Annotated in this window: 13 protein-coding genes; 10 read left to right on the top strand and 3 right to left on the bottom strand. The window is 62.6% G+C overall.

The genetic code is table 11. From position 1 onward, the window contains the following. The first annotated feature begins 96 nt into the window (after positions 1–96). The 9 genes from DM813_RS10875 to DM813_RS10835 all read left to right on the top strand — a co-directional run bounded on the left by DM813_RS10875 (position 97) and on the right by DM813_RS10835 (position 10168). A complete protein-coding gene (locus DM813_RS10875; protein WP_128323401.1) occupies positions 97–1779 on the top strand; it encodes a flavin monoamine oxidase family protein in 1683 nt (560 codons plus the stop codon). Between the two features lie 14 nt (positions 1780–1793). After that, positions 1794–2597: a carbon-nitrogen hydrolase family protein gene (locus tag DM813_RS10870; RefSeq protein WP_128323400.1), complete on the top strand. Its 804-nt coding sequence runs from the start codon at positions 1794–1796 to the stop codon at positions 2595–2597. 38 nt (positions 2598–2635) lie between these two features. Beyond that, positions 2636–4984 (top strand): pyrroloquinoline quinone biosynthesis protein PqqF, encoded by a 2349-nt coding sequence (gene pqqF / locus DM813_RS10865; RefSeq protein ID WP_128323399.1) that lies wholly within the window; start codon positions 2636–2638, stop codon positions 4982–4984. A 158-nt stretch (positions 4985–5142) separates the two neighbouring features. Further along, positions 5143–5214, top strand: a complete 72-nt coding sequence (pqqA, locus tag DM813_RS10860; RefSeq protein WP_008365141.1) for a pyrroloquinoline quinone precursor peptide PqqA — start codon at positions 5143–5145, stop codon at positions 5212–5214. A 67-nt stretch (positions 5215–5281) separates the two neighbouring features. Continuing rightward, positions 5282–6193: a pyrroloquinoline quinone biosynthesis protein PqqB gene (gene pqqB / locus DM813_RS10855; protein ID WP_128323398.1), complete on the top strand. Its 912-nt coding sequence runs from the start codon at positions 5282–5284 to the stop codon at positions 6191–6193. Positions 6194–6204: 11 nt separating this feature from the next. Next, entirely contained in the window at positions 6205–6960 is a 756-nt protein-coding gene (gene pqqC, locus DM813_RS10850; protein ID WP_128323397.1) for a pyrroloquinoline-quinone synthase PqqC, read from the top strand. Beyond that, positions 6957–7232 carry a pyrroloquinoline quinone biosynthesis peptide chaperone PqqD gene (pqqD, locus tag DM813_RS10845; RefSeq protein ID WP_128323396.1) on the top strand — a complete coding sequence of 92 codons (276 nt, stop codon included), beginning with the start codon at positions 6957–6959 and terminating at the stop codon, positions 7230–7232. Before pqqC ends, pqqD begins: the two co-directional genes overlap by 4 nt. After that, positions 7204–8364 (top strand): pyrroloquinoline quinone biosynthesis protein PqqE, encoded by a 1161-nt coding sequence (gene pqqE / locus DM813_RS10840; RefSeq protein ID WP_128323395.1) that lies wholly within the window; start codon positions 7204–7206, stop codon positions 8362–8364. Before pqqD ends, pqqE begins: the two co-directional genes overlap by 29 nt. After that, entirely contained in the window at positions 8330–10168 is a 1839-nt protein-coding gene (locus DM813_RS10835; RefSeq protein WP_128323394.1) for a S9 family peptidase, read from the top strand. The genes pqqE and DM813_RS10835 overlap by 35 nt, the downstream gene beginning before the upstream one ends. 93 nt (positions 10169–10261) lie before the next feature. Here the strand turns inward: DM813_RS10835 and DM813_RS10830 are convergent, their stop codons facing one another. Both DM813_RS10830 and DM813_RS10825 read right to left on the bottom strand, forming a co-directional pair. Then, positions 10262–10420: a YqaE/Pmp3 family membrane protein gene (locus DM813_RS10830; protein ID WP_003177654.1), complete on the bottom strand. Its 159-nt coding sequence runs from the start codon at positions 10418–10420 to the stop codon at positions 10262–10264. Positions 10421–10584: 164 nt separating this feature from the next. Further along, entirely contained in the window at positions 10585–11865 is a 1281-nt protein-coding gene (locus tag DM813_RS10825) for an aspartate aminotransferase family protein (RefSeq protein WP_128323393.1), read from the bottom strand. Positions 11866–12017: 152 nt separating this feature from the next. Between DM813_RS10825 and DM813_RS10820 the strand changes: the two genes are divergently transcribed. Further along, a complete protein-coding gene (locus tag DM813_RS10820; protein WP_128323392.1) occupies positions 12018–12941 on the top strand; it encodes a LysR family transcriptional regulator in 924 nt (307 codons plus the stop codon). A gap of 241 nt (positions 12942–13182) precedes the next feature. Here the strand turns inward: DM813_RS10820 and DM813_RS10815 are convergent, their stop codons facing one another. Then, the gene (locus DM813_RS10815; protein ID WP_128323391.1) at positions 13183–14961 is read right to left on the bottom strand and encodes an acyl-CoA dehydrogenase C-terminal domain-containing protein; all 1779 of its coding nucleotides are present in this window, start codon (positions 14959–14961) and stop codon (positions 13183–13185) included. Between the last annotated feature and the right edge of the window lie 71 nt (positions 14962–15032).

The following is a 15032-nucleotide window of genomic DNA, read 5'->3' as shown; positions in this document are numbered from 1 at the left end:
TGCATCTTAATTACGTAACTACCAGCCACTAAACTGACCGCCAGCGCTTTCCTATACTCAAGCTTCGCATCCTGCGCAGCCCTGGCAAGGTCACCTATGAACAAGAACAACCGCCACCCCGCCGACGGCAAAAAGCCCATCACCATCTTCGGCCCGGACTTCCCGTTCGCCTTTGACGACTGGATCGAGCATCCCGCCGGCCTGGGCAGCATTCCGGCCGAACGCCAGGGTGAAGAAGTGGCGATTGTCGGGGCCGGTATTGCCGGTCTGGTGGCCGCCTACGAGTTGATGAAACTGGGCCTGAAGCCTGTGGTGTACGAAGCCTCGAAAATGGGCGGGCGCCTGCGCTCGCAAGCGTTCGAAGGCACGGACGGGATCATTGCCGAACTGGGCGGCATGCGCTTCCCCGTGTCCTCCACCGCCTTCTACCACTACGTGGACAAGCTGGGCCTGCAGACCAAGCCCTTCCCCAACCCGCTGACGCCCGCCTCAGGCAGCACCGTGATTGATCTGGAAGGCCAGACCCACTACGCAGAGAAACTGTCGGACCTGCCCCAGCTGTTTCAGGAAGTGGCCGATGCCTGGGCCGATGCACTGGAAGATGGCGCCCGTTTTGGCGACATTCAGCAAGCCATCCGTGACCGCGATGTGCCACGCCTCAAAGAGCTGTGGAACACCCTGGTGCCACTGTGGGACGACCGCACTTTCTATGACTTTGTCGCCACCTCAAAAGCCTTTGCCAAGCTCAGTTTCCTGCACCGTGAAGTGTTCGGCCAGGTCGGTTTCGGCACCGGTGGCTGGGACTCCGACTTCCCCAATTCGATGCTGGAAATATTCCGCGTGGTAATGACCAACTGCGACGACCACCAGCATCTGGTGGTTGGCGGTGTCGAGCAGGTACCGCTTGGTATCTGGCGCCACGTACCGGAGCGCTGTGCGCACTGGCCGGCCGGCACCAGCCTGAGTTCGCTGCACCGCGGTGCGCCGCGTCCGGGCGTGAAGAGCATCGCCCGCGATGCCGACGGGCGCCTGGCCGTCACCGACAACTGGGGTGACACCCGGCATTACGCTGCCGTGCTGACGACCTGCCAAAGCTGGCTGCTGACCACCCAGATCGAATGCGAAGAATCGCTGTTCTCGCAGAAGATGTGGATGGCGCTGGACCGCACCCGCTACATGCAGTCGTCGAAAACCTTCGTCATGGTCGACCGCCCGTTCTGGAAGGACAAAGACCCGGAAACCGGGCGCGACCTGATGAGCATGACCCTCACCGATCGCCTGACCCGTGGCACCTACCTGTTCGACAATGGCGACGACAAACCGGGGGTGATCTGCCTGTCCTATTCGTGGATGAGCGACGCCCTGAAGATGCTCCCGCACCCGGTGGAAAAGCGCGTGAAACTGGCCCTCGACGCGCTGAAGAAGATCTACCCGAAAGTCGACATCGCCGGGCACATCATTGGCGACCCGATCACCGTGTCCTGGGAAGCCGACCCGCACTTTCTCGGTGCCTTCAAGGGCGCCCTGCCCGGCCACTACCGCTACAACCAGCGCATGTACGCGCACTTCATGCAGCAGGACATGCCCGCCGAACAGCGCGGCATGTTCATTGCCGGTGATGATGTGTCATGGACACCGGCCTGGGTGGAGGGTGCGGTACAAACGTCGCTGAATGCGGTGTGGGGTATCATGACTCACTTCGGCGGGCATACCCACCCAGACAACCCAGGCCCAGGTGACGTGTTCCACGAGATCGGACCGATCGCCCTGGCTGATTGAGCGGAGTACCTCCCATGCGCATCGCGTTGTATCAGGATGCACCGCAACCACTGGATGTGCCCGGCAACCTCGAGCGCCTGCACCAGCAGGCGCAACTGGCGGCCGCACGCGGTGTCGATTTGCTGGTCTGTCCGGAGATGTTCCTGACCGGTTACAACATCGGCAGTGAAGCTGTGGCGCGACTGGCAGAGGCCGAAGACGGCCCTTCGGCCATGGCCGTGGTCGAGATTGCGCAGAGCAACCGCATTGCCATTGCCTATGGCTATCCCGAGCTTGCCGAGGACGGCCGTATCTACAATGCCGTGCAGCTGATCGACGCGCATGGCAGCAGCCTGTGCAACTACCGCAAGACGCACCTGTTCGGTGGCCTCGACCGGGCGATGTTCAGCCCCGGTCCCGATCATTTCCCGGTGGTGGAGCTGAACGGCTGGCGCCTGGGCCTGCTGATCTGCTACGACATCGAGTTCCCGGAAAACGCCCGCCGCCTGGCCCTGGCCGGCGCCGAGCTGATCCTGGTGCCGACAGCCAATATGGTGCCCTATGACTTTGTTGCCCAGGTGACCGTGCGCGCCCGCGCCTACGAGAACCAGTGCTACCTGGTGTACGCCAACTACTGCGGTGCCGAAGACGAAATCCTCTACTGCGGGCAAAGCAGTATCGTCGGCCCGGATGGCAGCATTCTCGCCATGGCGGGCCGTGACGCGCTGCTGCTGCAGGCGGACCTGCAATTGCAGCGAGTGCATGAAGGCCGGGCCGGCACGCCCTACCTTCACGACCTGCGTCCAGAGCTGTATGGCGATCCGCGCGAACGCGGATAATCCGCTAGCATGACGGTTCGCGCTGCAACGGAACCGTCATGCCCAGTACTGTGCAACACCTCACACTCGACAATGGCCTGCAGGTTATCCTGCGCCACGCTCCGCAGCTCAAGCGCTGCGCCGCGGCAGTGCGGGTCATGGCCGGCAGTCATGATGCCCCCCGGCGCTATGCCGGGCTGGCGCACTTTCTCGAACACCTGCTGTTTCTCGGGACTGAACGCTTTGGTCTCGACGATGGCCTGATGCGCTATGTGCAGCGCCATGGCGGCCAGGTCAACGCCAGCACCCGCGAACGCACCACCGACTATTTTTTTGAAGTGCCGCAGGCGGCATTTGCCGGTGGCCTGGAGCGCCTGTGTGACATGCTCGCCCGGCCGCTGTTCGAGCAACCGCGCCAGGTGCGCGAGCGCGATGTCATCCACGCCGAGTTCATCGCCTGGTCACGTAACCCGCAGGCCCAAGCGCAATTTGCACTGCTGCAGCAGGTCTCCCGGGAGCATCCGTTGAGCGGCTTCCACGCCGGTAATCGCTACAGCCTGCCCGTGCACAGCAGCGACTTCCAACGCGCCTTGCAAGGGTTTCACCAACGCTTTTACCAGGCCGGACAGATGACCCTGAGCCTGAGTGGGCCGCTGCCGCTCGAACAGCTTCATGCATTGGCAAGCCGCACAGCAGCGGCTATCGCCAACGGCGTAAAGGTCGAACAGGCTGAGCCGCCCGCACTGACCAACGCCCCGCTGAAAGCAGTGTTGAACGGCCAACAACTGGACCTGCTGCACGCGATCGAGCAGCAGCCAGAGGGCATCGATCAGGCCCTTGAATATCTGACGACCTGGCTGGCCGACCCACGGCCCGGCGGGCCTCTGGCCGCGCTGCGGCAACGTGATTGGCTGCAGTCGCTTGAGTGCACTGCGCTTTACAGCTTCGCAGGCCAAGCCCTGCTTCACATGCGCCTGAAGCTTGGTGAGGGCGCCAAGCACGACCAGACCGAGGCGCTGCTGCATGACTGGATGCGGTTTTTGCGCGACACCGACCGAAGCACGCTGAATCAGGAATTTGCCCGTTTGCAACAGCGTCGCGGGCAGGTCGCAAGCGCCCTGGAACTCGCCTGCCGGGACAGTGCCGGCAAACCCTACCAAGCCCTGGATGCCAAGGCAGAACGTGCGCTGGTTGCACTGCTCGACAGCCTGCTGCAGGGGCGCGCACCTTCGTCTGCCGAGTCCTGGCATCTGCCGACACCGGAGCCGCTGCTGAACGGACACCTTGGCGACCCATCACCTAGCCCTGCACCCGACGGTGTGCAGGTAAGCCCACTGCTGCCGCCCGTACGTCAGCACGGTGTTGTTTATCTGCGCTGGCATCTGGCAGCCGCAGAGCACGAAGCACTCGGGCAGGTGCTTGAGCGCGCCTTGCAACCACTGCGCGAACGCGCGACACGCGCGGGCGTAACCCTGCAGTTCGACGCCAGCGGCCAATTCTGGCAATTGCGCTGCGCCGGCGCACCCGCGGCTGTGGTCAGAGTGACCGAGGAAGCGTTGGCACTGCTACGCACGCCCGGCAACAGTTGCTGGGTGACGGGGCCTGCCCGCGATCCTGAAACCATGCCCATCCGCGCATTGCTGCGACAACTTCCCGAGCAACTTTCCGGGCAACAGCCTGGGCAGTTGCCCACCGGCACGGCGACTCCGCACGACCTGAAGACCGCGTGGCGCCAGGCCCACTGGCAGGCGCTCACCACCGGCTTTACCCAACCCGTACAGCACGCACTCAACCGTGCCCTGCAGCACGTGCCCGGCCGCGCTGGTGTTCATCCATTGGTCGCGCTGGCGCCGGTCCGACGCTGGCAGATGCTGCCACCTCCAGCCAGCGAACAAGCACTGTTGCTGTTCTGCCCGGTTCCAGCCGCCAGTGAAGCCTGCGCCCGCTTGTTGGCGCAACACATCCAGGGGCCGTTCTATCAGCGCCTGCGTGTTGAGCTGCAATTGGGTTATGCGGTGTTCAGTGCCTTTCGTCAGCTTCATGGCTGCAGCGGCCTGCTGTTCGGCGTTCAGTCGCCAAGCGCCAGTCACTCGCAGATCATCACCCACATCCATGAACTGCTTGCCACGCTGCCGTCCACCTTGAGCTGTAGCGATGAAGCCCGCCAGGCTCTGGCCGAACAGATGAGCGAAGCGGCGATGAACAATGACGACGTCGCCGAATGGGCGTGGCAAGCTCAGCTGGCGGGCCGTCCGCAAGCACGGTTAGAACACTTGCGGGCCGCCATTCACGCGGTTGACGAGGCACAGTTGCGCCAATGTGCCGATGCTATGCTTCAGGCGAAACAGGGCTGGCTTTGCCTGGCCAATGGCCCCGCCCCGCAAGCCGGTGAATGGACCTCGGGGTAATTGTTACCGAACATGTAACAACGTTTATCTAAGATTTAACCATTCAGTACGTAGTTTTTAGTAAGATAGCGCAATCTCGACGATTGGAACCCTTCAGCATGAGGGGGGACTAATTGAATAGCTTTCCCACCACAGACCTATCCGGAAGGAGCAATTCCATGTGGACCAAACCTGCATACACTGACCTGCGTATCGGCTTTGAAGTGACCATGTATTTCGCAAGCCGCTGAGTTTGCTTGCAGTACAACGCCTCGGTCAGCCGGGGCGTTTTTATTTCAGGACCCGGCAGGAGTGGCCATGTACATCCAGATTCTAGGTTCCGCCGCCGGCGGCGGATTCCCGCAGTGGAACTGCAACTGCGAGAACTGCAAAGGCTTTCGCGATGGCACCTTGCGCGCCAGCGCACGCACCCAATCGTCGATTGCCCTGTCGGATGACGGTGTCCACTGGGTGTTGTGCAACGCCTCGCCGGACATCCGCGCGCAGCTACAAGCGTTCGCGCCCATGCAGCCGGCACGCGCCCTGCGCGACACCGGGATCAGTGCGATTGTCCTGCTCGACAGCCAGATCGATCACACCACCGGCCTGCTGAGCCTGCGTGAAGGCTGCCCGCACCAGGTCTGGTGCACCGAGATGGTCCACCAGGACCTGAGCACCGGTTTCCCGCTGTTCACCATGCTCAGCCACTGGAATGGCGGCCTGCAGTGGAACCGCATTGAACTGGAAGGAAGCTTCGTCATCGAGGCGTGCCCGAACCTGCGCTTTACCCCCTTCCCGCTACGCAGCGCTGCCCCGCCCTACTCGCCGCACCGCTTCGACCCACACCCGGGCGACAACCTCGGGCTGATGGTTGAAGACCTGCGCACTGGCGGCAAACTGTTCTACGCCCCGGGCCTGGGCCAGGTGGATGCAAAGCTGCTGCAGATGATGCATGAAGCCGATTGCCTGCTGGTCGACGGCACGCTCTGGGAGGATGATGAAATGCAACGCCGTGGTGTTGGCACGCGCACCGGCCGCGAAATGGGCCACCTGGCCCAGAACGGCCCGGGCGGCATGCTGGAAGTGCTCGAAGGCTTCCCGGCGCAACGCAAGGTACTTATCCACATCAACAACACCAACCCGATTCTCGATGAAGATTCGGCCGAGCGCGCCGAACTGGATCGCCGTGGCGTCGAAGTGGCCTTCGACGGCATGAGCATCACCCTCTAGCAGGAGCCCACATGAGCGACGCCAAAGCGCTGTCCCCCGCGGAATTCGAACAGGCCCTGCGCGCCAAGGGTGCTTACTACCACATCCATCACCCGTACCACGTGGCGATGTATGAAGGCCGGGCAACCCGCGAACAGATCCAGGGCTGGGTGGCCAACCGGTTCTACTATCAGGTCAACATTCCGCTCAAGGACGCCGCGATCCTGGCCAACTGCCCGGACCGCGAAATCCGCCGCGAATGGATCCAGCGCCTGCTCGACCACGACGGCGCGCCCGGTGAAGACGGCGGCATCGAGGCCTGGCTGCGCCTGGGCCAGGCGGTGGGCCTGGACCCCGAGCAACTGCGCTCGCAGGAGCTGGTATTGCCCGGCGTACGTTTTGCCGTGGATGCCTACGTCAACTTCGCCCGCCGCGCCAGCTGGCAGGAAGCAGCCAGCAGCTCGCTGACCGAACTGTTCGCCCCGCAGATCCACCAGTCGCGCCTGGACAGCTGGCCGCAGCACTACCCGTGGATCGACCCGGCCGGCTACGAATACTTCCGCACGCGTCTGGGCCAGGCCCGCCGCGATGTCGAGCACGGGCTGGCAATCACCCTGCAGCACTACACTACAGTAGAGGGCCAGCAGCGCATGCTGGAGATCCTCCAGTTCAAGCTGGACATTCTCTGGAGCATGCTCGATGCCATGAGCATGGCGTACGAGTTGAACCGCCCGCCTTATCACAGTGTCACCCGTGAACGGGTCTGGCACAAAGGAATCACCCTATGAGTTTTGATCGCACACTCACCCCGAAATGGCGCCCCGGTTATCGCTTCCAGTACGAGCCGGCGCAAAAGGGGCATGTCCTGCTCTACCCCGAGGGCATGATCAAGCTCAATGAAAGCGCGGCCCTGATCGGCGGACTGATCGACGGCCAGCGTGATGTGGCGGCGATCATTGCCGAGCTGGACAAGCAGTTCCCCGGTGTACCCGAGCTCGGTGAAGACATCGAGCAATTCATGGAGGTCGCCCGTGCCGAACACTGGATCGTCCTTGCCTGAGCTACCGGCAAAACCCGAAGTCGGCCTGCCGCTGTGGCTGCTCGCCGAGCTGACCTACCGCTGCCCGCTGCAATGCCCGTACTGCTCAAACCCGCTGGACTTCGCCGCCCAGGGCCAGGAGCTGACGACCGAACAGTGGTTCAAGGTCATGGCCGAGGCGCGGGAAATGGGCGCAGCGCAACTGGGCTTTTCCGGTGGCGAACCGCTTGTGCGCCAGGACCTGGCCGAGCTCATCGGTGAAGGACGGCGCCTCGGTTACTACACCAACCTGATCACCTCCGGCATTGGCCTCACCGAGCAAAAGATCGCCGCGTTCAAAGCCGCAGGCCTGGACCATATCCAGATCAGCTTCCAGGCCAGTGACGAACAGGTGAACAACCTGCTGGCCGGCTCGAAGAAAGCCTTCGCGCAGAAGCTTGAGATGGCCAGGGCGGTCAAGGCGCACGGCTACCCGATGGTGCTGAACTTTGTCACCCACCGGCACAACATCGACAAGATCGACCGCATCATCGAACTGTGTATCGCCCTCGAAGCCGACTTCGTCGAACTGGCTACCTGTCAGTTCTACGGCTGGGCCCACCTCAACCGGGTCGGCCTGTTGCCTACCCGTGAACAGTTGGAACGGGCCGAACGCATCACCAACGAATACCGCGAACGACTCAAGGCGGCCGGTAACCCGTGCAAGCTGATTTTCGTTACCCCGGACTACTACGAAGAGCGTCCCAAAGCCTGCATGAACGGCTGGGGCAGCGTGTTCCTCACCGTGACCCCCGACGGCACCGCGCTGCCTTGCCACGGCGCGCGCCAGTTGCCGGTGCAGTTCCCCAACGTGCGCGAGCACAGCATGCAGCACATCTGGTATGACTCGTTCGGCTTCAACCGCTTTCGCGGTTACGACTGGATGCCCGAGCCGTGCCGCTCCTGCGACGAAAAAGAAAAGGACTTCGGTGGCTGTCGCTGCCAGGCCTTCATGCTCACTGGCGACGCCAGCAAGGCCGACCCGGTGTGCGCCAAATCGGCGGACCACGGCATCATCCTCAAGGCCCGCGAAGAAGCCGAGCATGCCCACTCGAACATCGACCAGATGACCTTCCGCAATGAACGAAACTCCCGTGTCATCGCCCGTGGCTGAACGCTTTAGCGCCGAGCAGGCGGTCGCCGCCGGTACCGACTTTGCCGAGTTGCGGGTAGGTCCGCATGGCTTGTGCTGGAACGAGTTCCGACCCAGTGACGGTGCCTGCCGGATCTGGCATTGGCGCAACAATCAGGCGCATTGCCTGACACCGGACGGCTTCAGCGTGCGCAGCCGGGTTTACGAATACGGTGGCGGCAGCTTTTGCCTGAGCGATGACGGCCTGGTGTTCGTCAACGAAGCTGACCAGCAGCTCTATAGCCAGGACCTGAACGGTGGTGCACCGCAGGCCCTCACCGAGGGCGAGCGGCGATACGGCGATCTGCGCTGGGCGGCAGGCCAGGTACTGGCGGTGGAAGAAACCCACGCTGCCAAACAGGTTGAACATCGCCTGGTAATGGTGGCGGCTCACCAGCGCCAGGTACTGGCCGAAGGCGCTGATTTTTATGCCGCGCCAACGCTCAGCGCCGATGGCAGCCGCCTGGCCTGGATCGAATGGAGTCGCCCGGAGCAACCGTGGACGGCCACCCGCCTGTGTTGTCGCGAGCGCCTGGAGGACGGTAGCTGGGGAATGCCACGCTGCATCGCGGGTGGCGAGGGCCCCGCGCAATCGCTGCAACAGCCGCGCTTCGATGGACGTGGGCGCTTGTACTGCCTGTCTGACCTGAATGGCTTCTGGCAACCCTGGGGCGAAACCGCCCAGGGCTGGAGTGCCCTACCGGCGGTGAGCGCCGATCACGCGGCAGCCCCTTGGCAACTGGGCGCCTGTACCTGGCTACCGCTGGGTGAGCATCACTACCTGGCGACCTGGTTCGAAGACGGCTTCAGTCGGCTGGGCCTGAGCCACGCCGATGGCTCGCAGCAACGGGTCGAAACCGACTACAGCCGTTTACGCTGTCTGGACCTCGACCAAGATTATCTCTATGCCATCGCCGCGTCGCCTACCCGCCCGTCGGCGGTGATTGCCATCGACCGCGTGGATCATCGCGTGCAGGTCTTGGCCGGTGGCGCACCACCTTTGCCGGCCGAACGTATCAGCCGTCCACAGTCGTTGTGCTACCCCAGCGGCGACGGCACCGCTCATGGTTTCTTCTACCCGGCCATGAACGGCAGCACACGGCCGCCCTTGATCGTCTTCATCCATGGCGGCCCGACCTCGGCCTGCTACCCGGCGCTCGACCCGCGCATCCAGTATTGGACCCAGCGCGGCTTTGCCGTGGCAGACCTCAACTACCGTGGCAGCAGCGGCTACGGCCGCAGCTATCGCCAGGCCCTGCATTTGCGCTGGGGTGAAATCGATGTCGAAGATGCCTGCGCCGTGGTCGAACACCTGGCCGGACGTAACCTGATCGATCCCACTCAGGCGTTTATCCGTGGCGGCAGTGCCGGTGGCTACACCACCCTGTGTGCCCTGGCCTTTCACGATGTCTTCCGCGCCGGCGCCAGCCTGTATGGCGTCAGCGATCCCCAGGCCCTGGCCCGGGCCACGCACAAGTTCGAAGGTGACTACCTGGACTGGCTGATCGGTGATCCGCTTGAAGATAGCGAGCGCTACCAGCAGCGCACACCCTTGTTGCATGCCGACAACATCAAGGTGCCGGTGATCTTCTTCCAGGGCGAGCTGGATGCCGTGGTGGTACCCGAACAGACCCGCTCGATGCTTGCCGCGCTCAAGGCCAACGGCATCCAGGCGCAAGGGCATTTCTACCCTTCAGAACGCCACGGCTTTCGCACTGCGGCCAACCTGGCCCATGCGCTGGAAGAGGAATGGGAATTTTATCGCCAGGTGCTGAAAGGTCGCTGACTGCTACACCCGATTTCCCGTAGGAGCGGATTTATCCGCGAAGAGTCGCTGCGATCCTTCGCGGATAAATCCGCTCCTACAGGCGGTGAAAACTCACCGCTTGGCGATGATGTACACCGCATGCACGATGCCTGGAATGTACCCCAGCAACGTCAGCAGAATGTTGAGCCAGAAGGCGCCGCCGAAGCCAACCTGCAGGAACACGCCAAGCGGCGGCAGGAGAATGGCGATGATGATCCGAATGAAATCCATGTAGGGCAGCTCCGTTCAAAGGTGTACTAGAACAGACTGTAGTGCAGCCCCGGGGTTCAACCGCCAAAGCCCGGACAAAAAAACGCCCCGAGCCAAAAACTACAGGCCCAGGGCGATGCGCAGGAACGCGAGACGGTTCGTATGATTTGTAAATTCGGGGCCGCTTAGGCCGTGGCTTCACGCCGTTGGTGTTGCTGCGCGGCATGCACACGGGCAAAGGCCCGGGCCAGACGCAGAAGCATTTCGTCGATATTGCCCTTGCTCACCGTCAACGCCGGCGACAGGCGCAGGACATCCGCTTGCGGCGCGTTGAGCAGCAAACCTTCCTGAAGCGCCGCCGCAACCAGCTCGGCAGCATTGTCTTCGCTCAGTTGCAACGCCCACAGCAGGCCCTGGCCGCGCACTTCAGGCTGGCCATAGCGGCCGGCCAGGCGACTCAGGCCATCGCGCAAGTGCCGCCCGGAATCCTGCACGTGCTCGAAAAAGCCGGGCTCCAGCACAGTTTCCAACACCGCCAATCCCGCGGCGCTCATCAGGGCATTGCCATGGTGACTGCCTTCAAGCTCACCGGCTTCGGCGCAACAGGCACTGCCACGGGCGAGCAGGGCGGCCAGCGGCACACCGCCGCCCAGGCCTTTGCCCAAGGTAATGATGTCGGCGCGCACACCGTAGGTCTGTTCGGCCAGCATGGCCCCACAGCGGCCTACGCCAGTCTGCACTTCATCGAAAATCAGCAGGATGCCCAGCTCGCGGCACAGGCGCTCTACGCCTTTGAGGTAGGCCGCAGTCGCCGGAATCACGCCTGCCTCACCCTGAATGGGCTCGAGCATGATCGCTACAGTGCGCGAGTCCACCGCCGCGTGCAGCGCTTCGAGGTCGTTGAACGGTACTTTGCTGAAGCCCGGCAGGCCCGGCTCGCAGCGGTTGCAAGGCGACGGATCGGACGCCGACAAGGCACCCAGGCTACGCCCATGGCAACTCTGGCTGGCAGTGATGATGTGATAGGCGCCGTTGCGATGCAGCTGCCCCCACTTACGCGCCAGTTTGATTGCACCTTCGCAGGCCTCGGCACCGCTGTTGAGCAGGTAGGCCTGGTCGCTGCCGGTACTTTTGCACAGCAGGTTGACCAGGTTCAGCAAGCCACGGTTATGAAAGCCTGCGCCCGGGTTGATCAGCGCCTGGGCCTGGCTGCCCAAGGCTTTGACCAGCACGCTGGGGCTATGCCCCAGGCTGTTGACCGCACAGCCCTGGGTGAAGTCCAGATAGGCGTGGCCTTCACTGTCCCACAGCCAGGAACCCTGACCGCGAACGAACACCTGAGGGGCACGTTCCGTCGCGGGCATCAGGCACTCGCGAGACAACCCCTCGCTGGCCGGGACAGCCACAGGCACGACTTTACGCTCAGGTTGAGCCGGCGTTGGGCGACGCAGATTGAACAAGTTCATGTATACAAACTCTTGCCTATGTAAACGCCACCCGGGGATACGGAATTCATCGCGCCTTATGGCTCTGTAAACCTTGCGAATACGGGATAGACTAGGGGTATTGCAGGCCTACGGCCATTTGGTTTTTCGAGCATTTTTGATAAGTATTGCTTATGGATTTTCGCCAACTGCGTTATTTCGTCGCGGTCTACGAAGAAGGCCATGTCGGCCGGGCCGCCGAGCGCCTGTCGTTGTCGCAACCGGCGCTCTCGCAACAGATCCGCCAGCTCGAACACAGCCTCGATGTAAGCCTGTTCGAACGGGGCAACAAACGCCTGCTGCCGACCCTTGCCGCGCACACCCTGTACAACCACGCCCTGCCCTTGCTCGACGGCCTGCAGCGAGCCCGCGAGGCGCTGCGCAACTTCAAGGGCCAGTCGCTGCGCACCCTGGCGATCGGCGTGTTGCAGACCGTACGCCCGAGCCTGGTGCCGCAACTGCTCGACCGCGTGCGCAAGGCCCAGCCGCACCTGGTGGTGCAGATCTATGAGCTGTCGGGCCTGGAGATCGAACGCCGCCTGCTCAATGGCAGCCTGGACATCGGCATCAGCTACCTGCCACCCCGCCAGCCTGGCTTACATGGCCTGATGCTGTACGAAGATGAGCTGCAGCTTGTAATCCCCAACACGCATCCATTGCGTGAATTCAAGAAGGTCTCGCTCAAGCAGGCGGCAGAACTGCCCATGCTGCTGCTCGGCGAAGAATTCCAGGTGCGCCAGATCTGGCAGACGCAGCTGGCCAACCTGGGGCGTCGACCGCAGGTGCAGGCGGAAATGAACAATATGGCCGGAATTCTCGACAGCCTCGGCCATACCTCGCTGGCGACAGTACTGCCCGGGCGCGCCAAGGAAGTCGTCGAGGACGACCAGGAACTGCTGTGGAAGCCGCTCAGCGAGCCGCGGGTGCCGCTGAAGATAGGCTTGGTGTTTCGCGACGCCCAGCGCCAGCAAGCCTCGGTCGAGCTGCTGCGCACGCTGCTGGAAGAAGAAGCCGATCCCCGGCAGATCGGGGTGTCGCCGCTGGATGTGCTGGGCTGACGGCTGACGGCTACTTTTCTGCAGGCAAAAGAAAACCCCGCCGAGGCGGGGCTTTGCAGACTGTTTCCCTGATATCCCTATCGTCCCACCATCCTGGCAGGAATCCTTCGTGTCCCTGTTCTGTACATCGCGCTTCCTGCGCTACGTCCATGTGAGAAGATTAGCTGTGGATCCAATCTTTCGATAGAGGCGAAAAGTCACCACGTCATGTAAGAGAATGCTTACACAGCGTGGTTTTCTGTCAGAACTGAGCCGCATCCAGCAGGTAAAGCGATTCGCTGCCCGCTTTTACCGACGCGCTGAGCGAGTGAATTCGCGGCAGCAGGCGGGCGAAGTAGAAGCGTGCGGTACCCAGCTTGCTGGCGTAGAAATCGTCTTCTCCCTGCTTGGCCTGGGCGGTCCGGGCCATCAGTGCCCACATGTAAGCATAGGCGGTGTAACCGAATACCTGCAGGTACTCCACCGACGCCGCGCCGATTTCGTTCGGGTTGGTCTTGGCCCGGTCCAGGACCCAGGCCGACAGGTCGTCGAGGTTGTCCAGCGCCGCGTTCAGCGGTTTGACGAACTCACCCAGCTCGTCACCGGCGGTGGCGGTGAAATGACGAATTTCGTCGGCGAACAGCTTGTACAGTGCGCCGCCGCTGCCCACCACCTTGCGTCCCATCAGGTCCAGGGCCTGGATGCCGTTGGTACCTTCGTAGATCTGCGTGATGCGTACATCACGCACCAGCTGCTCCTGGCCCCACTCACGAATGTAACCATGGCCGCCAAACACCTGCTGGCCGTGTACTGCCGACTCCAGACCGAGGTCGGTCAGGAACGCCTTGGACACCGGGGTCAGCAAGGCAACCAGGTCTTCGGCGCGTTTGCGCGTGGTGGCATCTTCACTGTACTTGGCAGTGTCCAGCTGCATGGCGACATAGGTGGAGAACGCGCGACCGCCTTCGTTCAACGCCTTCATGGTCAGCAGCATGCGACGCACATCCGGATGAACGATGATCGGGTCGGCGACTTTGTCCTTGGCTTGCGGACCGGTTGGCGCGCGGCTCTGCAGACGGTCACGGGCGTACTCGATGGCATTCTGGTAAGACCGTTCTGCCGACGCCAGGCCCTGGATACCCACGCCCAGACGTTCGTAGTTCATCATGGTGAACATCGCTGCCAGGCCTTTGTTGGGCTCGCCGACAATGTAACCGACCGCTTCGTCGAAGTTCATCACACAGGTGGCCGATGCCTGGATACCCATTTTGTGCTCGATCGAACCGCAGTTGACCGGGTTGCGTGCACCCAGGCTGCCATCGGCATTGACCATGAACTTGGGTACCAGGAACAGGGAAATGCCCTTTGGCCCCGCTGGCGCGTCCGGCAGCTTGGCCAGCACCAGATGAATGATGTTTTCAGTCAGGTCGTGCTCACCGCCGGTGATGAAGATCTTCGTGCCACTGACTTTGTAGCTGCCGTCGGCCTGCGGCTCGGCCTTGGTGCGAATGATGCCAAGGTCGGTCCCTGCGTGCGGCTCGGTCAGGCACATCGAGCCTGCCCAGACACCGGCATACATGTTCGGCAGGTACTTTTCCTTGAGCGCTTCACTGGCGTGCGCATTGATCGACAGGCACGCGCCGGCGGTCAGCATCGGGTACAGGCCAAACGCCAGACTTGAAGAGTTGACCATTTCCTCGACCTGGGCCGAGATCACCTTGGGCATGCCCATGCCACCGTAGGCCGGGTCGCCGCCCACGCCCACCCAGCCACCTTCGGCGTAGGTCTTGTAGGCGTCGATAAAGCCGGCCGGGGTGCGCACGTTGCCGTTGTCCCAGTGGCAGCCTTCTTCATCGCCGCTGCGGCTTAGCGGGGCGATGCTTTTGCCAGTGACCTTACCGGCCTCCTCCAGCACCGCCAGGGCGGTCTCTTCATCGACAGCGTCGGCAAGACCAGGCAATTGCGCCCAGAGCTTGGCAACTTCGAAGACTTCATTGAGGACGAAGCGCATATCGCGCAGGGGCGCTTTATAGTCAGCCATGGCAACCTCTCACACTTGAGTCGGGGGCGGCCCCACGGGGCCGTTTCACTGTTATGCAGGCAGTGTAACCG

The sequence above is a fragment of the Pseudomonas alkylphenolica genome (genome assembly GCF_004025535.1).
Lineage (GTDB): Bacteria > Pseudomonadota > Gammaproteobacteria > Pseudomonadales > Pseudomonadaceae > Aquipseudomonas > Aquipseudomonas alkylphenolica_A.
This window is presented reverse-complemented; position numbering and strand designations above follow the sequence as displayed.